The organism is Streptomyces coeruleofuscus, assembly GCF_039532725.1.
Taxonomy (GTDB): Bacteria; Actinomycetota; Actinomycetes; order Streptomycetales; family Streptomycetaceae; genus Streptomyces; species Streptomyces coeruleofuscus.
On the sequence record NZ_BAAASE010000017.1, the window covers coordinates 43,815 to 68,886 of the forward strand.

A 25,072-nucleotide genomic window follows, 5' to 3' on the forward strand; every position below is an offset into this window, starting at 1 on the left:
GTGCCTCCCCACTCCAGAACCCACACCCCACCAGCGGGTTCCTGTCACGTGAACCGTCAGAATCCGCGAACCCGCTGGTTTCCCAGTACGACTGGCGCACCGCCCCGGACGCGCTGGCCACGCGCCGCCAGTTGCGCGCCCAGCAACTGCGCACCGGCGGGCAAGAGCCCGTCGCGACCCTGTGCTGCAAGGCCTGCAGCACGCCTCCTTGCATCGTCTGCATGGATTCAGCGCATCCCGGGCAGGCGACGCAACTCGTTGATCTTCATCAACCGGGCGAGAAGGAGGTACCCCACGGCTGTCGCCAGCGCCCCGGTAGCCAGTGCGACGGCCGTAGGCCACGTTCCACTTCCCAGGCCCGCACACGCACGCGCTGCAGCCCAGCCCAGCCCAGCAGCCGGGCCCGCGGCGCAGAACAGTTTCACGTAGGTGCGGCGCAGGCCGCCGTCGTCGATGCGACCCCCAAGCCTCCTGCGCAGCAAATGCGCGGTGAGTGCGAGACCGGCCACGTAGGAGAGGGTGTAGGCGCCGGCCATGCCGACGACCGCCCAGCGGGCGGGCAAGAGCAAATGACACGCGGTGGCCAGGGCGATGTTCACGCCCGCGATCCAAGCCGCGATGAAGAACGGCGTGCGCGTGTCCTCGAAGGCGTAGAAGCCACGCAACAGCAGGTACTGAGCGGAGAACGGGATGAGGCCGAGTCCGAACGCTTGCAGCATGTACCCCAGCGGGCGGGCCGAGGCGGCGTCCGCCGCACCGTGGGCGAAGAGCAGCGAGGAGATCTGCGGCCCCAGAGCGAGGAAGAGGAACGCGGTGGGCACGATGACCACGCCGCTGATCCGCAGCACCCGGGACAGGTCCGCGCGTAGATCCGTGATGCGCCCCTCAGCGACGGCCCGACTCATGCGCGGCAGCAGCGCCGTCACCAGGGACACCGTCACGATCGACTGCGGCAGCATCCAGATCGTCTGCGCGTAGGTGTAGGCCGAGTAGCCCGCGCCGGCCTGCGGCAGCTCCTGGTCGGCGGCATTGGCGTAGTTCGTGACCACGGTCAGGGCGACCTGGTTGGCCAAGACGAACAGCAGCGTCCACTTTGCCGCGTGGACGCTCTTGCCCAGGCCGGCGCCTCGCCAGTCGAACCGCGGGCGGAAACGGAAACCAGCCGCCCCCGCGAACGGGATCAGTGCCAAGGCCTGCAGGGCGATGCCTGCCGTCGTCCCGATCCCCAGCAACTGCACCTGGTCGGCGGTGATGTCCTCCACCCGGTCGGGAACCGTCATTAGCCCCAGATAGGCGGCGAACATTCCGACGAGCACGACGTTGTTCAGCACCGGGGTCCACATCATCGCGCCGAACTTCTCGCGGGCGTTCAACACCTGTCCGTAGATGCTGAACAGCCCATAGAAGAAGATCTGCGGCAACAGGAACCGCGCGAACGTCACCGTTAGCTCGAACGCCTCGTGACTGTCCGGGGTGTCCCGCATGTACAGGCCTACGATCTGCGGCGCCGCCCACACCGCCAGCGCCGTGCCCACACCCAGTACACAGACCACGAGCGTGACCAGACGCTGCTCGTAAGCGCGTCCGCCATCGGGCTGCGTTGCCCTGGCCCGGACCAGCTGCGGCACCAGCACGGCGTTGAGCGCGCCACCGATCAGCAGCGTGTACAGGCTCGTTGGCACCGTGTTCGCCGTGTTGTATGTGCTGGCCAGCAAGCCCGTGCCTAGCGCTGCGGCCTGCAGCACCTGGCGGATCAGTCCCGTCGCCCGGGACACCACCGTGCCAACAGCCATCAGCAAGGACGAACGAGCCAGCCCGCCCTTGTCCTTCTTCCGCTGGGCGGCATGCCGCCCACTCTTCTGTTGCTCCTGCGACATGGTCTGCGCCGCGGAGTTCTCCCCCTCCACCATGCCGTCAACCTATGCCCCAAGGTCTCAGGCCCCAATTTGCTCCTCTCACAGCAGTTCAGCGACCATCGCCGTGCCCGGGGCCACAGGTATACGACAGCAATGGAACAAGCGTTCCGCGCCAGTACCGCTGCGCACCTAGAGCCGATGGCCGATGCGACCCCTGGCTTCGAGCCCAGCCCCGGCCGCACACCGGCTCGCCGCGTGACCAACCACCATTCCGTAGCGGAGCGGGACATGTGCCCCTTCGGCTCTTGCCATGCCGCTCGGTCCCCTACGACGAACCCGCGTTCTGACGGCTCCCCGTGCCGTCCCCGATCAGCCTCATGCGCTGGCCCGGGGACGGTGCGAAGGGGCCGGACAGATCTGTGCTGGTCAAAGTCTCAAAGGGCGGGTGGAACCGTGGCTGACAGATGTCCTGCATGGCAAGGAGCCGATGTCACTCGGCATGGCCGGGTTTTCCCGGTACCCGGACAACGCAGACCCAGCCGGACAGCTGGTGCCGTTCGGCGGTTCCTGAAGGACCTACGGGAGATCATGGTCGCGGACCGATCGGGGAATACACACGGGGTAGGGGAATCATGGTGGCGTTCCACGCATCCGCGCTGGACGGAGTCGCCCGCAATTCGGCGCTGCCGACACCGCTGCTACTGCGCCTGCTCGCCTTCGAGGGGGACGGTGACCGTCCGCCCCGTGACGCCCTCCAGCGGGCCGGACTCCCTGAGCTGGCCGTCGTGGCGATCCTGGCTCACCCGAACCCGAGCGCCCGGATCGACTTCGCCATGAGCGCCAGGGCGGAGCCTGCACAGCGGGCCCGGCTCGCGGACGATCCTTCTCCCAAGGTGCGGGCAGCTCTTGCGTACGGACCCGAGGTGTACGACCCGCGCACAAAGGTCGCGCCGCTCCCGGACGCCGTGTGCGTCCGCCTGCTCGACGACCCCGTCCCTTCTGTCCGGACGGCACTGCTGGACTCGCCCCATTTGGCGCCGTCGTTCGTGGCCTCGATGGCTACTCATCACAGTTCGGCAGCGCGCCGGGAAGCCGTGCGTGCATGGGAGATCCTGCCGCCGGGCGAGCGGTCGGCGCTGCTGGCCGACCCTGATCCCGAGGTGCGGCGGGCCGCCGCGCAGTGGGAGTGCCGGCGGGACGCACGCGTCACCTCCGAACTCCTCCGCGATCCGAAGTCCGCAGCCGAGGCGCTGCGTCGAGGGCTCCTCGTCCGCGCCGACGCCGAGCGGGGCGTCGCCGAGCGGACGCACCTGGTGGCCCTCGCCGAGAATCCTTCGTTGCCCGCCGACCTCGTGGAGCGGCTCGCCGTCGACCCCGACGAGGCCGTACGGCTCGCGGTCTCCCTCAGGCCCGAGCTGGACGAGACACGGCGCATGGCGATCGACTTCACGGTGGAGGCCTTCGACAGGGGGGACGTGGAGTGGGTACGGGACGGGCTCGCCGACCCCGAGGTACTGCGTCGGGCCGCGGCCTCCGTCCACCCGATGCTCCGGCGCGCCGCCGCCCAGAGCCCCCACCTGCCACCCGACCTCGTGCGCCTGCTCGCGCGTACCGAGGACCCCCTGGTCGAGGACCTCTTGAGTGTGCACCACCCCGACACCCCGGAGGAGGTCCTGATGCGTGTGTACGCGCGGCTCGGCGGGACGTTCTCCGCCTGGATGGCGGAGACGCACCCCCGCTTTCCCCGCGAGGGTCTCGCCGCGCGCTATGCGGACCACCCGGACGGGAACTACCGTCGGCTGGTCGTCCGGGATCCGGCCGCCACGCCCGCGCTGATCGAACGGCTCAGCCATGACCCCGCGGTCTGGACGCGCCAGGCGGCGGCCGGTGACCCGCGCCTCCCGCTCCACCGGCTCCGCGAGGCGCTCCATGTCCCCGAACTGGCCTCCAGCGCGGGCGCCAACCCGGCGCTCCCCGAGGACGAGATGGTCGCCGTCCTGGACCGGGCCGTTGTTCCCGCCTGACCGCCGAGCAGAACCGACTTGCTCGCACCCCAAAGCGAAAGCCGCGATCCACCGACCAGTCCTAGGCGGTTGATAACTGGGTTCGCAGGTCAGCGGGGGCGGTGAGGGATGCTGTTGAGCTGAGTCATCAACTCACGGTTAGTGGCTCGGGATGCCTGGAGGTCTTCTTCACGTTCGGAGAGCTGGTCGCGGAGCTCGGCGACCTGTTGAACGGCGCCGTCCACCTCGACTGTGCCTGCACCAACGGCATGAGCCGTAGGCGCCCGGTCTTAGGTAGTGGGCGTGGCCAGAGGTCGCTGGACCTCCAGGACAACTGCCGTGCCTGCCACGGTTCGGTCCTCGTGCATGGTGATGACTTGGTTGGGCTGAAGGTGCTGCCACTGCGAGGGGTCAAGAGGAGCCAGCCGCACCGAGGCTCGCCCGCCGGGTTCCAGGGAGGGCGTGAGCTCCACCCAGAGCTGAGCGATGTTGAGAGCCGGTTCTCCGGTCGCGGTCCCGTTGCCGATGTTCCACACCGGTCGCAGGACGCCAGCGGCGGAGATGGGCGTCTGCCGTCGTGCTTCAGCGGCCGGGCGGAGGGTGAGGTCGGCTCGGATGATCCCGTGGCGGGTCTCGTAGCTGCGCAAGTGGCACCAGGCCGCGCTCTGACCGGCTCGGATCACCGCTCCGCTCGGATGGTCTTCACCGCAAGCACCGGGTTGAGGGGCTCCACCAGTTCCTTGGTGGCGACGGCCACGAGGCGCGCGGACGCATCACCCTCCAGCAACACGCTCACGTACTCGATGGCCTCCGCGGGCGAGAGCCCAGGCAGCCTCTGGCGCAATGTCCGCACAGCATGCATGCGTCCGCGAGTATCGGCGACTCCGCGGAGCGCATCGTGTAGATCGTCCACTGCGGTACGCACCGGCAGCCCACGTATCCGGGTCCGGTAGTCGGCCTCCCACTCCCCGGTTACCGCGGAGACGACACCGATCTGGTGCAGTCCCCCGTCGACGCGGTCGACCAGATACGGCCCATTGCCGACCAGCATGTGCTCCTGGTTCCGAGTGCGTACGAACTCCTCGGACTGGCAGGAGACGATCCACACCAGCTCGTGCTCCTCGACACGGACCACAGCCATCCTCACTGCTTCCGCGCTTACAGCCCGCCACTGCTGATAGTCGCGCTCCAGCTGCTCTTCGACAGCCCGAACGGCGGCTTCTCGCTCGATCACGCGTGCAGCATCCCGGACCGGCCCCTCCGCCGACCAGCGAATTCGCACCGGAAGAGCACCGCGTACGAGGGGCCTGACCGACCTTCTTACTCAGGCGATGAGGATTCTCGGCGTTCCCCAGGGCCGCTCGCGTTCGCCACTTTGTTGCACGGTGGGCGAAGGGGCGAGATTCGCCCGTTAGTTGAGGGTTCGGACGGCTCCTCCCCCCGTCAAGGGCGCCTACGGCGCCCATGTATCGGCTCTGACCGCCGGTACAGAGTGACATTCCCGCTCTACCGCTCGGCGGTGCCGTCCGCACCGTCAATCTCGTAGATCCGCCCTTGAAGCCGTTCACCGGCCCAGTCCAACTCGACACCCAGGTCGAACCAGTGCCGATCCTTGCGGACTCCGGGCGGTGAGAGGTTCACCGCCGCCCACGAGAACACCCCCAGGAGGATGGAACGCCCGTGCTGCGTGGTGCGCACGGACAACGCAAACGGTGCGGCGAGTGCCGCGCGGGTCACCAACATGACCTGTTCGTCCTCAGAATGTCGGCGCCCACCCGTGAGAAACCGAGGCGTTTCAAGGATCTTGACCCACTCGACCACTGCGTCTGCCACCTGGGCGCGCAAGGACTCTTCGATGCCCTTCCGGACGGCGGTCGCGGGATCATCGCCCAGCCAGCCAAGCCAGTGATCAGGGTCAGTGAGCTTGCTGAAGTCGTCCTGCGGCACCCCGTGACGGGGATTCTCCTGATACTCCCCTGTCAGTTTCCCGCTGCTGTCCACCAACCATGCGCCGCGGATTGCCTCGGGTGGTACGTAGCCGTTCGGGTCGTCGATATACGTCGGGTCGATCTCGGCGACGCTGCCACCGGGATTCTCAGCAGCCGCCGCCCGTAGTGCCGGCTCGTTCGGTATGCCTTTACGCCGGCTTCGCGAGCCAAAAAGCCCCATGTTCCCACCCCCACCGCTGCCTGCCAGTTGACCGCGATTGTGCCGCACCGGTCAGGACCGCATGAGGGGCTGTGCGTGACGTCGACGGGCTGCTGGGATCTCAGCGAGCAGGTCTGCCCACCCCAGGCAAAGGGCCGGGGGAAAGCGCCATCGCAGGAATACGACAGCCACGGAACAAGTGCGCTGCTCCAGTACGAAGAAGCTCGGGTGCTGCCTGGAGTTCGACGGAACGCCCGTGGACCCCAGCAGCTACATGACACCCACTGCCCCGGGCCCTCACCGGCTCGCGGCCTGACCACCGCAGCCTCAGCCTCCCGGCGGCCCGCAGCGCGCGGGCCGCCTCTCTCGCGCCACGACAAGGAGAACCCGCCCATGACGACGTTCACAGCTCCCGACTCCGTCACCGACAAGAACTTGGACAGCGCCTGCGCCTCGGTCGCCAGTGAGATCGCCCGCACGGACGGCAAGGCATCCTTACTGCTCGCCTTCAACGGCGCCGTGCTCGCCGGGCTCGCGTCCGTCGCCGACAAGGATCTGCCGCCTGTGACCAAAGTCTTCGGTGCGCTCGCCGTGCTCGCCCTGGGCGTGGCCTCAGTGCTGCTGCTTCTGGTCGTCCGGCCCCGCCTCCGCGGCGACGACCGGGCGTCCTTCCCGTACTGGGCACACCTGGACGAAGACAAGATCCAGGCATGCATGGACGGCGACACCCGAGCCGCCCGCATCCGGGTCCTGTCCACCCTCGCGGTGCGGAAGTTCACGCACCTGCGGCGAGCGGTCGACCTGTCGCTCGCCGCCCTGGCCCTGCTGGCTCTGGCCGCCACTGGCCTCGCGCTGTGATGGCAGCCGCGATGACCCGTACCCGTCTGGACCGCGTCCGCGCGTCCGTCGGGATCGCATCTCTGGCTCTCCAGCAGATTCAGGACGATCTCGCCGCCGACGACGTCGACCAGGTGGAGCTCGCCGCGATCCTGCGCGAGCTGTGCGAGGACACCGACACGCCCGGCGGCCTCGTCGGCATGCTCGCGCAGCTGGTCACCGTCGCTGCGCGGCGAGCCGAGCAGATCGAGCCCGACCGTGACGGCGACGCCTCCTGCCCGCTGCACGAGGCCGCCGCCCTGATCACCGACAACGCCGGGATGCGCCTGATCTGGGCGGCCAACTCCCTTGAAGCGGTCCACGGATGAGCTGACGGACCCTCCGTGCTGCCCCGCCCCCTGGCCAACGCGCCGGGCCGGGGCGGTCGCGGTGGTCCCTCAACTACCGCGAGCACGAGAGGAGATGGACGTCATGACCCTGCCCGTCTACGAGGTCGACGTCCCGGCAAGGAGCACCGCCCAGCCCGGCCTGAGCGGTGTGCACGTCTTCACCGGCCGGGCCGACAGCCGCAGCGCCGCCGTACGGATCGCGCACGAGGTCTATGACGCGGCACGCGCCGCGTGCGAGGCCGGATTTGAGATCCCCCACGGACGGCCGGACGGCTGGGGGGCCTGCGGTTACCGGCCCGGCTGGGAGCTCGACTGGCCCGCCGCGACCGCCGGCCGCTGGAACGACCCGTACAGCTGGACCCGCGTCAGCGACTTCGAGCTGTAGCTACGCCCCGGGACAGCCGCTCTGCTTGGCGGCTTGACGGCTGCCCCGGGCCCATCCCAACCCGTACAAAACGAGAGGGAGATCCCCAGTATGGACTCCGTCCTGCGCTTACACGCCCGGATCGGGCAGCGCACCCTCCTGATCACGACCGCCGCTGTGCCGCTGGCCGGCTGGACCGTGCACGCCGTCGCGCTGCACCGGCGGCTCGCCGCTGCCAAGCGCGACCCGCTCACCGGGCTGCTGCGACGCGACGCGTACATCGCCCGGGCCCGGCAGGTCCTGCGCCGCCACGGCGAGGACACGGCCGTGGTCCTGGTCGACCAGGACGATTTCAAGGCCGTGAACGACACGATGGGCCATCCGGCCGGCGACGCCGTCCTCACGGCGACCGCCGTCCGGCTCACCGCATGGGCGGGCCCGCGCGCATCCGTCGGTCGGCTCGGAGGCGATGAACCGCGGGGATCGACTCTCTCCACCTTGCGCCGGAGGTAAGCGCGGCCTGGAAGCAGAGATGCCGGACCCGCATCGAACGGCGCCGCCAGCCAGACGGCAAAGTGCGTGAAGTAGTGACCGGACGCGCCAACGTCGCCAGCATCATGCTTTCCGTCCGGGCGTTCTATCTCGACATCGCCCAATGGGCCATCGACGAGCCGACGCGCTGGGGGCCGTGGGCAGTGCCGAGTCCGATCAAGGACGCGGATGTCGCTGTCGTGAAAGACAACAAGCGGCGCAAAGCTCGGATGGACCACCGGACGAGGGAACGACTTCCGGCTCTCCCTGTCGTCGCCCGAGCGGCTTCATCATGCTTGAAAGAGGCCAAAGCCCGACTACAGGCTCTGATGGACACCCCGCCAGGCGGTCAGTTTGTTTTCGCGGGCGACACCTTCAGGCGGGCAGCGAAGGATGGAACGACCTGGGCGGTGAACATCGCCACCGGCCGGCGCGTCGACCTGGCCCTCGCCGAGAGCCGCGCGTTCTGGGCCTGGGCGATGGTCGAGTTTCTGCAGCACACCGGTGTCCGCATCGAGGAGATGCTGGAGGCCAGCCATCACAGCCTGATCCAGTACAGACTGCCCACGACCGGCGAGACTGTCCCCCTTCTGCAGATCGCGCCCTCCAAAACCGATGAGGAACGAGTCATCCTGGTCAGCCCGGAACTCGCCGATGTGCTCAGCGCGATCATCGCCCGCATCCGCGACCCGCGCACCGGTGCCGTCCCCTACGTCTCCAGCTATGACATGGCCGAGAAGACCTGGAATCCGCAGATGCCACTACTTTTCCAGTGGTGCCGCAGTGGCGAGAGCTCCCGCCTCTCCCCGAAGCTCCTGCGCCAAGCACTCCAAGAGGTGCTGGCCTCCACGAATCTGACCGACTCAGCCGGACAGCCCTTGGACTTCTCGCCCCATGACTTCCGGCGGATCTTCATCACCGATGCCATCCGCAGCGGCCTTCCCCCGCACATCGCGCAGGTCATCGCCGGGCACACCAGCATCAACACGACCATGGGATACAACGCCATCTACCCCGGCGAGGCTATCGAAGCCCATCGCGCGTTCATCGCCCGGCGCCGAGCACTCCGACCGAGCGAGGAGTACCGAACCCCCACCAACGAAGAATGGGATGCGTTCCTCGGGCACTTCGAGCGACGCAAACTGTCCATCGGAATCTGCGCTCGCGCATTCGGAACTCCCTGCATCCACGAACACGCGTGTATTCGATGCTCCATGCTCCGGCCGGACCCGGATCAGAGACACCGCCTCGTCGAGATCCGCGACAACCTGATCGCCCGAATCACCGAAGCAGAACAGGAGGGATGGCTCGGTGAGATCGAAGGACTCCAAGTCAGCCTCGTCAGCGCAGAGGAGAAGCTCATCCAGCTCGATGCAGAGCAAGCCCGTCAACGCCAAGTGATCGATCTGGGCATGCCCAGCTTCAGCCAGATCGCGACACGAATCAGTACGGCAAGAGGACCTTCAAGTTAGCCGAGCCTCATCCACGGAATGATCCGCAGGTCACGACCCTCGCTCTACGGGCGGCGGGCCAGCAAATGAGTGTCGAGGAAACCCCGCTCGGAAGCTGGGTCGTGGAGCAACCGAGCAAATGTGACGAGACCGGCCCCGGCCAGCAACTCGGCAAACTGCTCCGCCGGCCAGCTATAGGCGGGCGTCACCTTGTGGTCGAAGCGAACCGGCTCCGGTCCCTCGGTCCCGAAGAAGGACACCAAGAGCAGGCCTCCTGGTGCCAAGGCACGCACCTGCTCGGCGAGAAGCGCGGGCAATTCTCCAGGTGGGGTATGGATCATCGAGTAGTGGGACAGCACTCCGCCCAGCGCACCGTCCTCGACCGGCAGGGCTTCCATCCGCGCTTCGTCGAACCGCAGCGCCGGATGGGCCCGCCGGGCGTGGGCGACCATGGCTGGGGAGAGGTCGAGCCCGAAGGCGTCCAGCCCCAAGTCATGCAGCATCGCCGTCACATGACCGGGGCCGCACCCGACGTCGGCTACCCGCAGGTTCCCCGTGCCACGCACGAGCTCGGCGAAAGTGCCGATCATGTTCCGCGCGAACGGGTGCGTCTCCAGCCCATTGGCGAACATCGACGCGTACAGATCGACGACCCCGTTGTAGGCCGCCCTCGTCTCGTCCTGGTGTCCTAACACGGGAAGGAAACTAACACCCGCGCCGTTCGCAGCCGTTCTCCGGCCCCACACCGGTTCCCCTCAGGGCTGATCGTCCCGTCACCTGATCACGGGACGCTCTCGTTAGTTCAGAGAAGAGTTCGCCGTCGTCCTCCAGCTGCCCGACGCGCGCCTGGAGCAGCGCCTCGCGCAGTTGGTCCGCATGCTCCACACCCCGGTCGTCCTTGACGACGGCCGCACCGTCGACGTCGCCGCCTCGGTCGGCGCCGCGACCCCGCACTCGGTCGGCTCCCGCGACCTGACCGTGTTGCAGAGGGCCGCCGACGCTGCTCTGTACGACGGCAAGCACTCCGGCCGTGCGGTCATCGCCAACTCTGCGAACGTCGCGGTGCCGTCTATCAACGGCCGCCGGGCTGGCCGGCCGGGAACGGCCCTGTGGGGGCGAGCCGCATGAGCATCGCGACTCTGCCCGGCGGCGACTGGATCCGCGGCATCAGCATCAGGCAGCCCTACGCGGCCTGCATCCTCGCCGGCGCCAAGGACGTGGAGAACCGGCCCGGCCGGTGGTGGACCGGCTGGGTGCTGCTGCATACGAGCAAGACCATCGACCATCCCGCCTTGCGTATCCCGCTGATCGGCCGCACGATCCGCGGCCGCGAGCTGGTCACGGGCGCGGTGGTCGGCATCGCCCGGATCACCGACTGCCACCAGGACCCCGAAGGAGCGCCGCTCTGCTCGGAGTGGGCGCACCCGGGCGCCTGGCACCTGGTGCTCACCGACGTCCAGGAACTGCCCCTGCCCGTCCCCGCACGCGGGCAGGTCGTGCCCTGGAAGCCGACACAGGACCTGCTGGAGCGCGTGTTCCAGCAGCTGCCCTCCTTCCGGCCGTGACGGCCCGGCGCCGCCATCTGCGCGCGGTGCCCACGCCGCCCGAGCCTGTGGCGCCGGTCCAGCTCCTGACTGACGCCACTACTGGCACTTCGGCCCGCCCGCGCCCTGCGTGCTGTGCGGCACCACCACCCCGCTGAGGTCCCACGCCAAGGAGCCCGTGCACAAGGCCTGCGCGGTGCTCTGGAATTCGCGGCACCCCGGCGAGCTGCGGTTCGTCTCCGACCCGCCCAAGGGCGGCGGGACGACCGACCACGCCTGACCTCTACCTCCAGCTGGAGGACCCATGAGTAGCAACCGCGACATCGACCACGCCCTCGCCTACCCCGAGCCGCCCGCGTCCCCGCTGTGGCACCGGCACGGCGCGAAGGTGCGGCCGCTCACCGACGCCCAGCGCAAGCGCAACCGCGAGCTGTTGGTGCTCGCGCAGCGCAAGCCCCGCACCACCGCCGCGTAGGAGGGCCAGTCGATGTTCACCGACATGAAAGAGGCCCTCGCAGCCGAGGACCTCGAACTCACCCCGCTCGGCAGCGACCAGTCCGCCGCCGCCTGCCAGGTGGTCGCCCACCACGCCCGCGACAAGGACGACCTGGCCGACCTGCTGGGCGCGCTCGGACTGCCCTGTGCCGAAGACGACCTCGTGCGGCTGCTTCCGCACCTGGCCAGTTCTGATACCTGCACCGGAGATTCCATGACCGTCACCGCCTTCACCGCCACCGCCGCCTCCATGCTCAAGAACGGCGACAGCCCCGAGCGCGTCCGCAGCACGCTCGGACTGTCCGAGGGCGAGCTCGCCGAAGCCGTGAAGTACGCCGACCTGCCCGCCACCGTCCTGGCCCCGGACACGGACGACAGCCCCAGCGCCCCGGAGGCGGCTATCCCGGTGTCAGACGGCACGGCGGACTTCGACGGGATCGAGGCCCTGCTCTCCTGGGCGGAGAACCACCCCGCCGCCAGCATCCGCAACCGGGCCGACCGCGTCCGCGCCGACCTCACCGAGCTCACCGAGCGCCGCGCCGCCGACGCCGCCCAGCGGGAGGCAGAGGAACGTGTCGCCAAGGCCAAGGCCGAACTCGAGGCCGCGCAGGCGCAGCTGCGCAAGGTGAAGGCCGGCGTCCGCGCCACCACGGCGGCGCAGGACGCCACGCCCCTGGCCCCCGCCCCGGCCCCGGCGGCTCAGACCGGCAAGCGCAGCAAGGAAGCCCGGTGACATGCTGCGCGTCATCGGCCACCTCACGCTCCCGCACACTGCCGACGGGATCATCCGACTGCACGCCGAAAGCCTCGAAGTGCTCTGGGAAGCACCGCTGCTGGACGCGGCCGGGGATGACACAGACGCCGCGACCGCGACGGACGCGGACGCCGACCGCAACAGCGCGATCGCGGCTCTCGCCGAAGTCCTCACAGGCTTCGGACAGGCCACCCCTGGCCCCGGGCAGAGCATCCGCATCCACATCAGCCCCACAGGTGCCCTCGGTTCAGGCCTGGAGCACTGCCACAGCTTCGACGTCACCCCGGCCATGGCCCACGGGCTCGCCGACTACGTCGACGCCATGAACTGCTTCATGGACAACGAACACCCCGACGGTGTTGCCCTGGGCCCCGAGACCATCGGGGACCTGACCGAGCTGTTCGAGGACATCGACCTAATCGACCTCACCAACGCGGTCCTCAACGCCACCCGGCCCGATCACCGGCCCGCCGTCACACAGGCGATGGACGACATGTTCGGCGACGCCCCAGCCCCGGGGGACACCGACCCCTGACAGTCACCACCCGGTCCTCCCCCACAGCCCACACCGTCACAGCAGCTCACCGACATGAGATGAGGCAGAAGCATGACGCTCATCAGCCCAAACACCGTCCTCGCCAACGCCCTGACCAACGTGGAGGACGTCCTCACGCCGCGCATCCGCTCCAGCAAGCCAAAGCGAATCGCCCTGGTGGTGGGCACTCAAATCAACGGCGCCCCCCACGCCGGAACCGCACTGGTTCAGTCGATGGCGTTCGCCACAGCCGCCCGGCTCCACCACCGCCACGACCTGCCCGTCGAGGTCCGGTTCTCAGCACTGGACAACGCGCCTCACGAGCTGGCCACCGACCCTGCATCGGGGAACCGCTACCAGAGGGCCTACGCCCAAGCCCTCGGTGCGAACGGCATCGCCCACCTCGTCGGCGCCCTCTACCAACCTCTCCTCGACGCCCTGTCAGAGCGGCTGGCCGTGCCGTACGGCGTGGAGACGTACTCGCAACAGCAGCAGACCGCCCAGTTCCGGGAAACCTGGTTACGGGTCCTGCCCCGCCTGGAAGCCGCCCGCATGTGGCTGGCGCCTTCCACCGGAGTGCCCCACCTGCGGGTGCCCTGTCCGCGCTCCTGCGGATGGGCGGAGAAGTACGCGCAGCGCACCTGCGTGGTACGGGCAGACCGCAGCCTCGCCATCGTGGCAGCGGTCTGCCTGCACCACGGCCCCTACACGACCACTATCACCCCCGCCGGCGGCGGCTATCTCGACCTCGCCACGCTCTACCGGAACATGGTCAAGGAACTCGCCGCGCTCGCGGAGGCCGACGTCCTCCAGGTGATGGTCAAGGGCACCGATTGGATGCCCGGGAGCCTCCTGGTTGACGGCGCGCTCCAGGCGGTGGGTCTGACCCGCGGCCAGCTGCCTGCGCGCCTGTTCTGCCCGATGATCGTCGCGGAGACGGGCGCCAAGCTCTCCAAGAGCCTCATCCGCTCCGGAGAGGCGGCGTTGCCCGCGGGCGCTGAACCCTGGATGCTCGACACCAGGAAGTGGCCCGGCACCGTGGGGGAGTTCGCGGACCGCTTGCTGAACCTGGCGGAGCTGCTGCTGTCCCACCCCCGGCACTTCTTCCGCTCGTACTCGGCTGCGGAGCTGTCCCGGCTGATGTCCTTACCCTCAGGGAGCCCGACTACATGAGCACCACCTCAGCCCGCGTCATCGAGCTGAACCTGTATCCCCAGTACTTCGACCTCGTGGCCACCGGCCGCAAGACCCGGGAAGTCCGGGTGAAGTACCCGAAGTTCGACGGCCTGGCGGCCGGTGACCTGATCCGGTTCGCCGTGAAGGGCACCGACCGGTCATGCATGACGCGGGTGACACGCGTTGCCGAGTACGCCTCGTTCGAAGAACTCCTGGACGCCGAAGGGCCCTTCCAGGTGAACCCCGAGGCGACCCGTGAGGAGCAACTGGCCAACATCCGGCGCATTTATCCGCCGGACAAGGAACGGCTGGGCTGCCTGGCCATTGGTATCGAGCTGGTCGATTAACCCCACACGAGGCCCCGGCCGCCCCCTCGCTTGAGGGGTGCAGTCCGGGGCCTTTCCGTGTTCCTGGCCCGTGGACCGGATGCGCCACAGCGCAGGATTCGGCACCTGATGCGCGATACCGCATCTGGCCTCGTACGGTCCAAGCTGCGAGCGTGATGCGCTGAGGACGCCTCAGCCCGTGAAGGGATCTTCCACCGTCGAGATGTACGCGGACAGCAGCGCCTCTGTGTGCTGCGTGACCATGCCTCGAACCAGCGCGCGCACATCGTTCTCGTGAGCGGCTCCTCGTCATCGCGAACCTGGAGGAGGCCGTAGGAACCAGGAGCGACCGCGGCCACATGCTCGAACAGTTCCATCACGTCAGGCGACGAGCGGTGATGGGAATAGCCGCGAAGTGGATAAACGGCTCGCCACTCATCCACCTGACGTCAAGCAAGGCTGTCTTGCTGATCCGAAGGTGCTGGGTGTTTCTGCCCCACACCTCGTCTCGCCGGAGCCGGTGCCGCTGTTCGTTCCTCAGGTTCAAGCCAAGTCGTCCCAGGTCCAGGGGGCGGTGGCGTTCCCGTCTGGCTCTCTGCCGAACCTGAACCGCCTCCGGTGGTCACTGATCTGAAGGAAGTCATCGAAGCGGCCTGCTGGTGGCAGTTGATTGGCCAGGGCAACGGCCTGCTCAAGAGCTCCGAGGCCCCGCAACCTGGCCAGAACCTCAGGGATTTGCGTCGAATCTCCGAAATCGACATATTCGGGCACCTTCTGAGCCAAGGCGGTGGCCTGCTCATGGGCGCCAGCGAGAGGTAACTCGTCTAGCAGCCAAACGACATCGCCGGGGATGTCGAAGGCGGCGTACGCGGCTATCCGCTGGGCCAAGGCGGCAGATTGTTCGCAAGCACCCACCTCGTTCAGCTCCTGCAGTAGGCCAGGAAGCTGATACACATCGCCGAGTCCCACGAGGCCGGCAGGGTTCCTCTTCAGCAGCACATCGATCTGATCGCGGGCATCGATCTTCCGGAGACTGCCCAGCAGTTGAGCCACTGCGTGAGGAGCTGTCAGAGGGGAGCAGCTGGCGGCCCTCTGGCTCAAGGTGGCAGCCTGCTCGTGCGCACCCATCTCCTGCAGCTTGTCCAGCAGCTCGGCTATCAGGTGAGGCTCGTCAAGGTCGGTCTGGGCAGCAACTCGCCGAGCGAGCATGACGGCCTGCTTGTGCGCACCTATTTCCCGGAGCTTGTCCAGCAGTGCAGGGACGCCGGACGGGTTCAGGTGCAGGCCGTTCGATGCGGCGTGGGAAGCGGACCGTTCGGCCAAGGCGGCAGCCTGCTTGTACGCACCGGTGCTCCACAGCTTGTCCAGCAGCACGGAAACGTCGTACGGATCGTTGAGAGGCAAGTGGTTGGCAGCCCGCTGAGCCAGGGCGGCGGCCTGTTCGTGCGCGCCGGTCTTCTGCAGGCCATCAAGGGTCTGGACTACTACGCCGCAGTCATCGAGAGCGATGTGAGCGGCGACCCGATGAGCCAGCGCAGTGAACTGCTCGAGAGCCTCTTCCTTGCGCAGCTCGCCGAGCAGCCAGATCACAGCGTAGGAGTCGTCGACACGGACGTGGAGGCAGGCCCGTTCCACCAGGGCGGTGGCTTGCTCGCGCAACCCGGCCTGATGCAGTGCCTGTACGGTCCGGGCCACCGCGCCGAGGTCATCAACCGCGCCGTGAGCGGCCGCCCGGTCGGCCAATAGTACGGACTGCCCAACTGCCCCTGCCCCGTACAAGCCGTCCAGCAGCCAGGCCACCGCGGCCAAGTCGTCGAGGGAGGCGCAGCCGGCGGGATTTCGGTCCAGCACGGCGAAGACGTCTGCGTGAGCCTCCAACTGCCGTAGCCGACCCAGTAGTCGGGCTACCGCGTAGGGATCGTGGAGGGGGCTGTGAAGGGCGCCTCGATGGGCGAGAGCCCCGGCCTGCATCTGGGCGCCCAGCTCCAGCAGGCTCTGTATGGTCTCGAGCACCACCGTCAAATCATCGAGGTCCGCCTGAGCGGCGGCCCGGTCGGCCAAAGCGGCGAACTGCTCGAGCGCCTTGGCCGTTCTCAGCCTTTTCAGCAGCCGAGTCACGGAAGCCACATCGTCCAGAGCAGCGTCGGCAGCAACCCGCTCGCCGAGGACTGCTGCCTGCTCTGCGAACTCCTCGATAGCCGCGGACCTGTGCAGTCGATGCAGCAGCCCGTCGATTGCGGCCAGATTGTCGAGGGCGACTTGAGCAGCGAGATTCCGGCCTAGTAGGACGGAAACCCTGGACAGTGTCCCCACCTCCTGCAGCCGGTCCAGAAGTCGAACAACAGCACTCGGATCATTCAGAGGGCCGTGGTCAGCGACGCGGTCGGCCAGTGCAACCAACTGCTCGTCTGCCGAGGCGTTATGCAGCTGATGGAGAAGCGCACCGACTGCATCCAAGTCGTCGAGGCCGACGTGAGCGGCAGGATTCCGGTTCAGCAGGACACGGACGCTGGAGGGTCCACCGACCTTCTGCAATTGGCTCAAGAGCCGGGCCACGGCAGTGGGATCGTCCAGGGCGGCGTGGGCAGCGGCCCACTGGGCGGGGCGTAGATCCGCAGGGTGCAGTTCATGAAGGTTGCGGACCAGGACAGCTGCGCTGTGTGGGCTGCCATGGGCTGTGGCCCGTTTGTGGAGCTGGACGGCATCGCGGTACATGCCTTGAGCCCAGGCAGAGTTGCCCAGTGCGGTCAGGTCGGCGGGGTGGGCATGGGCGGCACAGGCGGTCCAGAAGGCGATGGGCGGAACCTGATCGGTGCGGTAGCGCCAGCCGTGTTGGTCGAGGTAGTCGGCCAGCCGGTACAGCGGTCCATCGCCTGTTCCGGGGCCCGATCCTGGGAGAGGGCTGGTAGGGCGTATGCGTTCATTGCGGTGGGCGGGGGGCTTGGCGGTGGTGAAGATGCCCGGGATGCCTTTGCAGGGAGTGGTGACGTACCGCAGCGCTCGCTCGAGCCAGTCGTCGTCGGCCTGGTCCCATTCCGTATCGGTGAGGTAGCCCGGTGCGGCGTCAGTGAGGAGTGCGAGCGGCAGCCGCGGTCCTGCGCCGAGTGCGCGGGCATCCATGGCGGCATGAATCACCGCTTTTGTGGCTGGTTCGGCTTCCTGGTAGCGGTCCAGCAGGGCTGGCACCCCCGCCAGATACTGCGCGATCTGCCCGTCGCGGGCGTACTCGGCTGCTTCCCCGAGTCGCGGGTCCTGGTCGTCACCGGAACTCAAGGTGGCCAGGTCGGAGGCGGTGAACGAGTCGGGAACTTTGATCTTGTGCCCGTCGAGCAGCTCACTGGCCTGCGTGGGGGTGTCCGGGTTCTCGCTTGTGGTCAGCGCTTTCCAGTGCTTGGGCCACAGAGTGGCCAGCACCAGCACAGGGCCCCGCTCCGGTTCCCGCAAGAGGTTGCGCAGGCCTGCGGAGATCCGTTCACCGAGCCCGTCCGGCGCCAGGTAGAGCTGTGCCTCGTTCAGCCAGATCACCGTGTAGGAGGAGATGTCGGCTAGTTCGGCCAGCGCGGCGTCGGGCCGAGTGGGGTCGATGGGGTGCCACAGCCGCCACGGCTCATGGCGAGCACGCAGCAGCTCAAGAGCTTGCCAGCAGGCGCGGGTCTTTCCCGTCGAGGACCCTCCGACCAGCACCGCGATCTGGCTGGCGCCGCCAGCTGCCCGTGTGACCACCTGGGCCAGCTGACGGTCGTGCTCACGCGGTACATACCGCGGCAGCGGCGGAAGTCCGGCAACCGACGACGCGATCGCACGGTGCACTTCCAAATGAAATGGGTCGGTGACCTCACTCAGCGGCCGACCGGGCCGCATGCGTTCCAGCGCGGCGGTGCCTTGCGCCGTCACGGCCGTGACACGGGAACTATCCGCGCGGCGGGCCGCCTCCGCCTGGTAGGCAGCTCGCCAGCGCTGCGGATCCAACAGTCGGACCACGGTCGGGTCCCCCACCAGCCCGCTGCTTTCAATCTCAGCCTGCACGGCACGCACCAGCGCCAGGAGCAGATCGATCCGTTGGGGAAAACGGTCCGCACACAACCAGTCCCCCACTGTCGTCGGGCTGACCCCGATGGACCGAGCCAGTGCCCGGTTGGAAGGCCGGCTCTCCAAGCGCTCGCTACGTAAGGCGGCCAACTCGGTGATCAGTCGAACGTACGGTGTGTCCAGCTCTGATGGTCTTGCCATTTCGCACCCACGCCCTCGCATGCGCGAGTGCGTGTCCAACCTCCCCCTGGACATCTCGGCGCTCCTGCCGTCTACCTCATCGGGACACTAGCCGCCCACCTGCCCGGATCGACGGCAAGTGTCCAATCTGCGATGGAGCTCTCCTGGACGCCCCCGGCCGCAAGCCACATTGGGACTGCCATCCAGTCCGGCCGTCCGGGCCGCCACACACGGAGAGCCATCGATGAGCCCACTGCAGATCGTGTCCCTGCTGCTCGCACTGTCCATTGCCCTGCACCTTGCGACGGCTGTCTACATGCTTGCCCGTCGCAGCGGGACTGGTACCGCTCACGCGGCCCTCACCGGCGCCGGCGCCGCGGCTACCGCCCTGGGGGTCTACTTCGCCGCCATCGCGGCCTACTCCTGAAACCCCCGAAGCTCGGTATACCCGCCTCCAGACAGATCTCGTACAGCAGATCCTTCCTCTCGTAGCGCTGCGGGGCCTCCCCATCCGCGCCCGCTGCAGCACCCCGGGGCCGTCGAAGCGGACCGGCTCCCCCGTCTCGCTACCCACCGCACATCCTGCCGCTCGCCGCAGTGTGGCCGTCCATCCGGCTGCGGATCAGCGAGGCCTGGCTTCTCCCCGTGAGTGGCCTGCTATTACGCCGTAATAGGGAGAGGGTCACCCGGCATCGCGCGCCTTCGGTCGACGAGGGGGCTATTACGCCGTAATAGCCCGAGGTAGCCACGAGCGCTTGCTGACGGTCCAACAGGTAGCCAAACTAACGCGCCAATAGCAGCGAAGGATCATGAACGTTAGTATGGTGTCCTCCATGAGTTCGCCAGCCACCTCCAGCGACCGCGAGAAGGTCGTATCCAAGCTGCCGGGATGGCTCCGGCAGAACCTCAAGATCAGAGCCGCGCAGCACGGCATCGAGATCCAGGCCGCCGTCGAACAGGGCATCACCGACTGGTGCAACCTGGCCTCCTCCCCCGCCCAGGTCGACACCACCGGCGCAAGTTCCTTCGCCACCTTCCTCCCTCCCGGACAGTGGGACGAGTTCACGCGCACCGCATCCGACCGCCGCGTCTCCCTCGTCCAAGGCCTGGCCCAGTCCGTCCAGCTGTGGCTCGACACCAACCCCGCACCTGACATCGAACGGCCCTCCATCACCCGGCGCATCATCGTCTGCAACCAGAAGGGCGGCGTAGGGAAGACCGCCATCACGGCCGGTCTCGGCGAGGCACTCGCCGAAGACCCCAACGCGCTCCACGCCGTACGCGTCGCCAAAGCCCTCGCGAAAGCCCTACGCGCCAGCGAGGTGCACGAGGAGCACGACGGGCAGGAGGGAAATCCGCTCGACGTGGAGAACCTCCCCGGGCTGGGGCAGCGCGTACTGCTGGTCGACTTCGACCCCCAGTGCCACCTCACCAACCAACTGGGTGCCTCTCCCCTGCCGATGAACGGGGACAGCCTCACCAATCACATGGCGGGTGACGCCAAGGGCGACCTGCGCGACCTCATCGTCTCCGTCGACGACGAGGCCTTCGGAGGACGCCTCCACCTGCTGCCCGCCTGCAACGACGCCTTCCTCCTTGATGTGCGCCTGTCCGCAGTGCGTGCCCGCGAAGCCGCCCTGGAGCGCGCCCTCGCCCCGCTCGAAGCCGACTACGACGTCATCGTCGTCGACTGCCCGCCCAGTCTCGGCCTCAGCATGGACGCCGCCGCCTACTACGGGCGTCGCCGTGACGGTGAGGCGCCTGGACAATCCGGCGCGCTGATCGTCGTGCAAGCCGAAGACAGCTCTGCCGACGCCTACGACCTGCTGACCACGCAGATCGACGACCTGCGTGCCGACCTGCAGGTCGATATCGACTATCTCGGCATCGTGGTCAACCTCTATGACTCACGCCGCGGGTACATCGCCACCTCCTCTCTCCAGGGGTGGGTCGACATAAAGGATCCGCGAGTCGTCGGCCTCATCGGTGACCTCAAGGAACAGAAGGAAGCAGTACGAGTGAAGAAGCCCCTCCTGTCGTACGCTCCGAAATCGCAGCAGGCGATCGGCATGCGGGCGCTGGCTCGGGAGGTGTCGTGAGCAAGGCCAATCAGTTGGGTGCCGGCCGCTTCGGCGGGGGAGTGCGGCCTGTGAGTGCTCGTCGGCAGGCCGTCGCAGCGGCAACCGGCGTGCCAACCGACGGTGTTGCACCCCCGACGGAATTGCCCCCCCATCGAATCAGCCTCAACCCTGACAACCCCCGCTCCAGCCTCGGAGACCTCACCGACCTCGCAGGCAGCCTGCAGACCCACGGGCAGAAGCAAGCGATCACGGTCATGAACCGCGACGCCTACATCAAGGCCAACCCGGAGCGCGAAGCCGATCTCGAACCGGACACCACCCACGTCGTCATCGACGGCAGCAGCCGGCTCGCCGCCGCACGGGACGCTGGCCTCATCGCCATCAAGGTGATGGTCAGCGACGACCAGGGCGCCAACTCGGAAGAACTTCTCGAAAGCGCCCTCGTCGCCAACATCCACCGGCAGGACCTGCCAGAGCTGGACGAAGCCCGTGCCCTGCAACGACTCCTAGCCATCCACGGCAGCCAGACCGCTCTGGCGAAGAGGCTCCACCGCTCCCAGGGATGGGTGTCACAACGCCTCGCCCTGCTCAGCCTCACTCCCGAACTCCAGGCCCGTATTGGCGAAGAGCCCATCGATCTGCTGCGTGCTGTGGGAAGCAAGCCACCTGAGCAGCAGGAAGCAGCGCTCTCGGCGCTGAAACAGGAACGAGCCCGCAAGGAGGCTGAGAAGCAGGAGCGGAAACGCAGGAAGCAGACCGACGCACCAGCCGCTCAGGCGACCGGAAAGGCGGAGGGCTATTACGGCGTAATAGAGGACGGCAGCGCGGACGAACTGCCCTCCACCCCTCCGAAGCGCAGGACCGCTCACGGTCAGGCACGCACAGGGGAGGGTGCGCCAAGTCTCCCCGCACAGTCAACCGCCGATGAGGCCGCCGCTGGGGGAGCGGATCAGCAGCCCAAGCGGTTCCCCTACGAGGATGGCGTGACCGCAGCGCTGCATCTGATCCACAAGATGCCGCCGGACGAGTTCGACAAGATGTTGGACCGCCTCATCAAACACAGGGACAGCCAGGCCGTTTCTGCCCGATGACCTCATGACCCAGCCAGCCGGTTTGCCGACCGCGAGGGCCGGCCCCCGATAGTGAGGAACCGTCTTTCGCGTCGCCAAGGCATGCCTTGGCCGTTGGGTCGATGCGTGTGGTCCGCCGGTCGACTCGGTCGACCGGCGGACGCACCCGCCGGCCCCGCCGCCCGCGAGCCCTGTGGCGAGAGGCTGGCCGCCGCGCCGTTCTCGGCCTCGCCGGCTCCGCCGGAGCCGTCCTCGTCGCCATCCTGGAATGGTGGCTGCGCACCCACTGACCCGCCCGGACCCACCCCGCACCGTCCTCCTGCACGGACAAGCCGCTGGTCCACAGAGAGGGACCGGCGGAGAAGGGTGTGTCCGGCGCCGTGGCGGCGGACACACCCCCTTGGGCGGCCACTTGCTCGCCGCCCGGGCCGCCCCGGTGCCGTGCCGCTGGGGGAGTGCCTGATGGGGGAGGGCTGGCCTGATGCTGGTGACGATCAATGTGGCGGTTCTGCTGGGGGGCATCATCTCCTGCGGCTGCGCCGGCGTACGCAGGCCCGGAGCCGCTTCGACGAGAAGTTGACCGTCGTCATCGTGCTGGTCTTCGGCGTGCTCATAGCTCCCACCGCCTTCGGCCAGGGAATCCTGGACGTGGTTGTTCAGCTGGTGCAGGGCATTTCCAATCAAGTCGCTGAACCCTCGCGGCCGGTATGTGACCGCGACGATCTCCCTGACGCACGCGTTGGCCTGCTCGCTGGCCCGGGAACTACACGTCGGGCTGCTGGCGCAGGTCCAGGAAGCAGCGCAGCCGGACACCGGGCTCGCCGGGCTCCCGGGTCGTACGGTCAGCCGGCGCGATGGCGCACCGTGCGGCGAGCAGCTCCTGGACCGCGAGTGCGGTCTCGTCATCGGCGGCTGCAACCTCCACCACGGCCAGGCCCGGCGCTGCCACGTGCGCTTCGTTGATCGGCTTCATGAAGGGAACTACGCGCGGGCGCCTGCTGGGGTTCTCTCAAACGGCGGTCTTCACCCGACCGAGTTGGGGCCACCCCTGAGCGCCGCCCCGCGCGAGCGCGTGGAGCGGTCAGGCTCGTGTGCTGTCGTACCGCACCCCCGGGCCCCACTTCTCCATGGCAGTGGCGTCGACGAAGGTGGCGGCGAGGTCCGAGGTTAGTCAGCCTTGCCCCGCCAACGCCGAAGCCATGCCTGAGATGCACCGGTGTCGGGGTGATCGGGTCCTTGTACGCGCTTTCGATCCTCTACGACTTCGGTCATCATCGCCACGGCGGCGGCCCGGTCCCCGGATTCGTCCAGCCAGCAGGCGAGGTCGTGGCGGGAGCCAAGCGTGTCGCTGTGGACGGCGCCCAGCACCCCTTTCCGGTCCTCCACGAGTTCGGTCAGCATCGCCACGGCGGCGGCCGGGTCCCCGGCCTTACCCAGCCACTCTGCGAGGAAGTGGCGAGAGCAGAGGGTGTCGGGATGGTCAGGTCCCAGTACCCGCTTTCGATCCTCTACGAGGTCGCTCATGATCGCGAGGGCTGCGTCAAGGTCCCCAGTTTCGTCCAGCCAGTAGGCGAGGTCGTGGCGGGAGCCAAGCGTGTCGGGGTGGTCGGCGCCCAGCACCCGTTTCCGGTCCTCCACGAGGTCGAGCAGCATCGCTGCTGCGGCGGCTGGACCCAGAGTCTCTGCGCGCCAGTGGGCGAGGTCGTGGCGGGAGCCAAGCGTGTCGGGGTGGTCGGGGCTTAGGACCCGTCGCTGGTCCTCTACGAGTTCGGTCAGCATCGCCACGGCGGCGGCTGGGTCCCCGGCTTCCCCCCGCCAGTGGGCGAGGTCATGGCGGGAGCGCATCGTGTCGCGGTGGTCGGGGCTTAGGACCCGTCGCTGGTCCTCTAGGACTTCGGTCAGCATCGCCACGGCGGCGGCTGGGTCCCCGGCTTCGCCCCGCCAATGGGCGAGGTCATGGCGGGAGTCGAGGGTGTGTGGGTGGTTTGGGCTTAGTACCCGCTCTCGGTCCTCTACGAGTTCGGTCAGCATCGCCACGGCAGCGGCTGGATCCCCGGCGTAGCCCAACCAGTTGGCGAGGTCGTGGCCGGAGCGCATCGTGTCGCGGTGGTCGGGGCTCAGGACCCGTCGCTGGTCCTCTAGGACTTCGGTCATCATCGCCACGGCGGCGGCTGGGTCCCCGGCTTCGCCCCGCCAGTGGGCGAGGTCATGGCGGGAGCCGAGGGTGTCGGGGTGGTCGGGGCCCAGTACCCGCTTTTGGTCCTCGACGAGGTCGGTCAGCATCGCCACGGCGGCGGCTGGATCCCTGGCTTTGCCCAGCCAGTCAGCGAGGTGGCTACGTGAGTGAAGCGTCAGAGGGTGGTCGGGGCTTAGAGCCCGTCGCTGGTCCTCTACGACTTCGGTGAACATCGCCACGGCGGTGGTCGGGTCCCCGGCTTCGCCCCGCCAATGGGCGAGGTCATGGCGGGAATCGAGGGTGTCGGGGTGGTCGGGGCCCAGTACCCGCTTTCGGTCCTCGACGAGGTCGGTCAGCATCGCCACGGCGGCGGCTGGATCCCCGGCTTCGCCTCGCCATTCGGTGAGACGATGGAGGGAGCTGAGGGTGTCGGGGTGGTCGGGGCCTAGTACCCGTCGCTGGTCCTCGACGAGGTCGGTCAGCATTGCCACGGCGGCGGTTGGATCCCCGGCGCGGCCCAGCCAGTGTCCGAGGTGGTTACGGGAGGCAAGTGTCTGCGGGTGGTCGCGACCTAGCGACGAGGAGTAGGCGTGCAGCGCCTTGGTGCCTTGTCGGACGGCCTCTTGGAAATCCCGCCGCTTTTCCGCCGCCTCCGCAGCGAGGCGCATCGGCCTGAAAACGTCCTCAGGCGGCGCAGAGGCTGGCGGTTCACGCACTCCTTCCGGAGCTTCAGACGGGAGAGCCGGCTCTGGAGCGAATCCCTCTGCAGCAGCTGCTTCCCAGAGGGTGTGGAACCGCTTCACCTCCTCCCTAGGTTCCAACCCAGTCGGCACCCGGCCCGCGAGTTCCTCCACGAGCACTTCCACAAGTCCCCACGCCGGGAGCCGCGGCTTGGTGAAGGCATCATGGATCCGACTAGAACTCGCAACTCCGTTGCCTAGAGCGCGGGCCAGTTCGCGAACCGAGGGCCATCCGGCTCGCCGGTGAAGGGCGTGCAGCTCATCGCATAACTGCTTGCGAGGCCCTGTCGCCAAGACCGGTGCGGTGAGTCTGGGCATGAGCTGTCCCCCCAGCTGTCCAGAACTGTCCTATGACGTCCAGCGGCAACTTACAGCGTCAGAGGTCGT

Annotated in this window: 23 protein-coding genes and 2 pseudogenes; 17 read left to right on the forward strand and 8 right to left on the reverse strand. The window is 68.1% G+C overall.

What is annotated here, in order from left to right:
* Positions 1-227: 227 nt before the first annotated feature.
* Entirely contained in the window at positions 228-1,910 is a 1,683-nt protein-coding gene (gene murJ, locus ABFX81_RS40285; protein WP_086851859.1) for a murein biosynthesis integral membrane protein MurJ, read from the reverse strand.
* 578 nt (positions 1,911-2,488) lie between these two features.
* On the opposite strand from murJ, the gene ABFX81_RS40290 reads away from it, so the two are divergent.
* Positions 2,489-3,880: a Mucin-2 gene (locus tag ABFX81_RS40290; RefSeq protein WP_086851857.1), complete on the forward strand. Its 1,392-nt coding sequence runs from the start codon at positions 2,489-2,491 to the stop codon at positions 3,878-3,880.
* Positions 3,881-4,538: 658 nt separating this feature from the next.
* On the opposite strand, the gene ABFX81_RS40300 is transcribed toward ABFX81_RS40290, so the two are convergent.
* Complete coding sequence (locus ABFX81_RS40300; RefSeq protein ID WP_086851855.1) at positions 4,539-5,093, reverse strand: YrhB domain-containing protein; 555 nt, start codon at positions 5,091-5,093, stop codon at positions 4,539-4,541.
* Between the two features lie 272 nt (positions 5,094-5,365).
* Positions 5,366-6,028, reverse strand: coding sequence for a hypothetical protein (locus ABFX81_RS40305; protein ID WP_086851853.1), 663 nt, complete (start codon positions 6,026-6,028; stop codon positions 5,366-5,368).
* Positions 6,029-6,400: 372 nt separating this feature from the next.
* On the opposite strand from ABFX81_RS40305, the gene ABFX81_RS40310 reads away from it, so the two are divergent.
* The 5 genes from ABFX81_RS40310 to ABFX81_RS40330 all read left to right on the forward strand — a co-directional run bounded on the left by ABFX81_RS40310 (position 6,401) and on the right by ABFX81_RS40330 (position 9,600).
* Positions 6,401-6,865, forward strand: a complete 465-nt coding sequence (locus ABFX81_RS40310) for a Pycsar system effector family protein (RefSeq protein WP_086851852.1) — start codon at positions 6,401-6,403, stop codon at positions 6,863-6,865.
* Positions 6,866-6,876: 11 nt separating this feature from the next.
* Positions 6,877-7,212 (forward strand): hypothetical protein, encoded by a 336-nt coding sequence (locus ABFX81_RS40315; RefSeq protein WP_086851850.1) that lies wholly within the window; start codon positions 6,877-6,879, stop codon positions 7,210-7,212.
* A 103-nt stretch (positions 7,213-7,315) separates the two neighbouring features.
* Positions 7,316-7,618 (forward strand): hypothetical protein, encoded by a 303-nt coding sequence (locus tag ABFX81_RS40320; RefSeq protein ID WP_086851907.1) that lies wholly within the window; start codon positions 7,316-7,318, stop codon positions 7,616-7,618.
* Positions 7,619-7,708: 90 nt separating this feature from the next.
* A complete protein-coding gene (locus ABFX81_RS40325; protein WP_428837264.1) occupies positions 7,709-8,110 on the forward strand; it encodes a GGDEF domain-containing protein in 402 nt (133 codons plus the stop codon).
* 74 nt (positions 8,111-8,184) lie between these two features.
* Positions 8,185-9,600, forward strand: a complete 1,416-nt coding sequence (locus ABFX81_RS40330; RefSeq protein WP_346139508.1) for a tyrosine-type recombinase/integrase — start codon at positions 8,185-8,187, stop codon at positions 9,598-9,600.
* Positions 9,601-9,644: 44 nt separating this feature from the next.
* On the opposite strand, the gene ABFX81_RS40335 is transcribed toward ABFX81_RS40330, so the two are convergent.
* Positions 9,645-10,274 carry a methyltransferase domain-containing protein gene (locus ABFX81_RS40335; protein WP_086851846.1) on the reverse strand — a complete coding sequence of 210 codons (630 nt, stop codon included), beginning with the start codon at positions 10,272-10,274 and terminating at the stop codon, positions 9,645-9,647.
* A 124-nt stretch (positions 10,275-10,398) separates the two neighbouring features.
* On the opposite strand from ABFX81_RS40335, the pseudogene ABFX81_RS40340 reads away from it, so the two are divergent.
* The 7 genes and pseudogenes from ABFX81_RS40340 to ABFX81_RS40370 form a co-directional block, all read left to right on the forward strand.
* Positions 10,399-10,707, forward strand: a pseudogene (locus tag ABFX81_RS40340) (nucleotidyl cyclase domain-containing protein); the annotation flags it as partial.
* Positions 10,704-11,144 (forward strand): ASCH domain-containing protein, encoded by a 441-nt coding sequence (locus tag ABFX81_RS40345; protein WP_086851905.1) that lies wholly within the window; start codon positions 10,704-10,706, stop codon positions 11,142-11,144. The pseudogene ABFX81_RS40340 and the gene ABFX81_RS40345, both read left to right, overlap by 4 nt.
* Positions 11,145-11,427: 283 nt before the next feature.
* Positions 11,428-11,598 (forward strand): hypothetical protein, encoded by a 171-nt coding sequence (locus tag ABFX81_RS40350; protein WP_346139509.1) that lies wholly within the window; start codon positions 11,428-11,430, stop codon positions 11,596-11,598.
* A 12-nt stretch (positions 11,599-11,610) separates the two neighbouring features.
* Entirely contained in the window at positions 11,611-12,351 is a 741-nt protein-coding gene (locus tag ABFX81_RS40355; RefSeq protein WP_346139510.1) for a hypothetical protein, read from the forward strand.
* A 1-nt stretch (position 12,352) separates the two neighbouring features.
* Entirely contained in the window at positions 12,353-12,907 is a 555-nt protein-coding gene (locus ABFX81_RS40360; RefSeq protein ID WP_086851842.1) for a hypothetical protein, read from the forward strand.
* Positions 12,908-12,979: 72 nt separating this feature from the next.
* Positions 12,980-14,080 carry a hypothetical protein gene (locus tag ABFX81_RS40365; protein ID WP_086851841.1) on the forward strand — a complete coding sequence of 367 codons (1,101 nt, stop codon included), beginning with the start codon at positions 12,980-12,982 and terminating at the stop codon, positions 14,078-14,080.
* Complete coding sequence (locus ABFX81_RS40370) at positions 14,077-14,430, forward strand: ASCH domain-containing protein (protein WP_086851839.1); 354 nt, start codon at positions 14,077-14,079, stop codon at positions 14,428-14,430. The genes ABFX81_RS40365 and ABFX81_RS40370 overlap by 4 nt, the downstream gene beginning before the upstream one ends.
* On the opposite strand, the gene ABFX81_RS40375 is transcribed toward ABFX81_RS40370, so the two are convergent.
* Both ABFX81_RS40375 and ABFX81_RS40380 read right to left on the reverse strand, forming a co-directional pair.
* A complete protein-coding gene (locus tag ABFX81_RS40375) occupies positions 14,427-14,786 on the reverse strand; it encodes a hypothetical protein (RefSeq protein WP_346139511.1) in 360 nt (119 codons plus the stop codon). The two genes, ABFX81_RS40370 and ABFX81_RS40375, sit on opposite strands and share 4 nt — an antisense overlap.
* A gap of 166 nt (positions 14,787-14,952) precedes the next feature.
* Positions 14,953-18,504, reverse strand: a complete 3,552-nt coding sequence (locus ABFX81_RS40380; protein WP_346139512.1) for a hypothetical protein — start codon at positions 18,502-18,504, stop codon at positions 14,953-14,955.
* Between the two features lie 358 nt (positions 18,505-18,862).
* Between ABFX81_RS40380 and ABFX81_RS40385 the strand changes: the two genes are divergently transcribed.
* The 4 genes and pseudogenes from ABFX81_RS40385 to ABFX81_RS40400 form a co-directional block, all read left to right on the forward strand.
* On the forward strand, positions 18,863-19,045 hold the full coding sequence (locus ABFX81_RS40385; protein ID WP_346139513.1) for a hypothetical protein: 183 nt from the start codon (positions 18,863-18,865) through the stop codon (positions 19,043-19,045).
* 406 nt (positions 19,046-19,451) lie between these two features.
* Positions 19,452-20,717 carry an AAA family ATPase gene (locus tag ABFX81_RS40390; protein WP_086852308.1) on the forward strand — a complete coding sequence of 422 codons (1,266 nt, stop codon included), beginning with the start codon at positions 19,452-19,454 and terminating at the stop codon, positions 20,715-20,717.
* Complete coding sequence (locus ABFX81_RS40395; RefSeq protein WP_086852306.1) at positions 20,714-21,790, forward strand: ParB/RepB/Spo0J family partition protein; 1,077 nt, start codon at positions 20,714-20,716, stop codon at positions 21,788-21,790. Before ABFX81_RS40390 ends, ABFX81_RS40395 begins: the two co-directional genes overlap by 4 nt.
* 460 nt (positions 21,791-22,250) lie before the next feature.
* Positions 22,251-22,447: pseudogene (locus ABFX81_RS40400) on the forward strand (hypothetical protein); the annotation flags it as partial.
* 85 nt (positions 22,448-22,532) lie between these two features.
* On the opposite strand, the gene ABFX81_RS40405 reads toward ABFX81_RS40400, so the two are convergent.
* Together ABFX81_RS40405 and ABFX81_RS40410 are read right to left on the reverse strand one after the other, a co-directional pair.
* A complete protein-coding gene (locus ABFX81_RS40405) occupies positions 22,533-22,742 on the reverse strand; it encodes a DUF6207 family protein (protein WP_346139515.1) in 210 nt (69 codons plus the stop codon).
* 194 nt (positions 22,743-22,936) lie between these two features.
* Positions 22,937-24,799 (reverse strand): tetratricopeptide repeat protein, encoded by a 1,863-nt coding sequence (locus ABFX81_RS40410; protein ID WP_346139516.1) that lies wholly within the window; start codon positions 24,797-24,799, stop codon positions 22,937-22,939.
* Between the last annotated feature and the right edge of the window lie 273 nt (positions 24,800-25,072).

Excerpts from the sequence above, each read along its gene's own strand:
- murJ (WP_086851859.1), bottom strand. The coding sequence starts at position 1,910 with ATGGTGGAGGGGGAGAACTCCGCGGCGCAGACCATGTCGCAGGAGCAA.
- ABFX81_RS40290 (WP_086851857.1), top strand. The coding sequence starts at position 2,489 with ATGGTGGCGTTCCACGCATCCGCGCTGGACGGAGTCGCCCGCAATTCG.
- ABFX81_RS40305 (WP_086851853.1), bottom strand. The coding sequence starts at position 6,028 with ATGGGGCTTTTTGGCTCGCGAAGCCGGCGTAAAGGCATACCGAACGAG.
- ABFX81_RS40310 (WP_086851852.1), top strand. The coding sequence starts at position 6,401 with ATGACGACGTTCACAGCTCCCGACTCCGTCACCGACAAGAACTTGGAC.
- ABFX81_RS40315 (WP_086851850.1), top strand. The coding sequence starts at position 6,877 with ATGACCCGTACCCGTCTGGACCGCGTCCGCGCGTCCGTCGGGATCGCA.
- ABFX81_RS40320 (WP_086851907.1), top strand. The coding sequence starts at position 7,316 with ATGACCCTGCCCGTCTACGAGGTCGACGTCCCGGCAAGGAGCACCGCC.
- ABFX81_RS40325 (WP_428837264.1), top strand. The coding sequence starts at position 7,709 with ATGGACTCCGTCCTGCGCTTACACGCCCGGATCGGGCAGCGCACCCTC.
- ABFX81_RS40345 (WP_086851905.1), top strand. The coding sequence starts at position 10,704 with ATGAGCATCGCGACTCTGCCCGGCGGCGACTGGATCCGCGGCATCAGC.
- ABFX81_RS40350 (WP_346139509.1), top strand. The coding sequence starts at position 11,428 with ATGAGTAGCAACCGCGACATCGACCACGCCCTCGCCTACCCCGAGCCG.
- ABFX81_RS40355 (WP_346139510.1), top strand. The coding sequence starts at position 11,611 with ATGTTCACCGACATGAAAGAGGCCCTCGCAGCCGAGGACCTCGAACTC.
- ABFX81_RS40360 (WP_086851842.1), top strand. The coding sequence starts at position 12,353 with ATGCTGCGCGTCATCGGCCACCTCACGCTCCCGCACACTGCCGACGGG.
- ABFX81_RS40365 (WP_086851841.1), top strand. The coding sequence starts at position 12,980 with ATGACGCTCATCAGCCCAAACACCGTCCTCGCCAACGCCCTGACCAAC.
- ABFX81_RS40370 (WP_086851839.1), top strand. The coding sequence starts at position 14,077 with ATGAGCACCACCTCAGCCCGCGTCATCGAGCTGAACCTGTATCCCCAG.
- ABFX81_RS40375 (WP_346139511.1), bottom strand. The coding sequence starts at position 14,786 with ATGGAACTGTTCGAGCATGTGGCCGCGGTCGCTCCTGGTTCCTACGGC.
- ABFX81_RS40385 (WP_346139513.1), top strand. The coding sequence starts at position 18,863 with ATGAGCCCACTGCAGATCGTGTCCCTGCTGCTCGCACTGTCCATTGCC.
- ABFX81_RS40390 (WP_086852308.1), top strand. The coding sequence starts at position 19,452 with ATGAGTTCGCCAGCCACCTCCAGCGACCGCGAGAAGGTCGTATCCAAG.
- ABFX81_RS40405 (WP_346139515.1), bottom strand. The coding sequence starts at position 22,742 with ATGAAGCCGATCAACGAAGCGCACGTGGCAGCGCCGGGCCTGGCCGTG.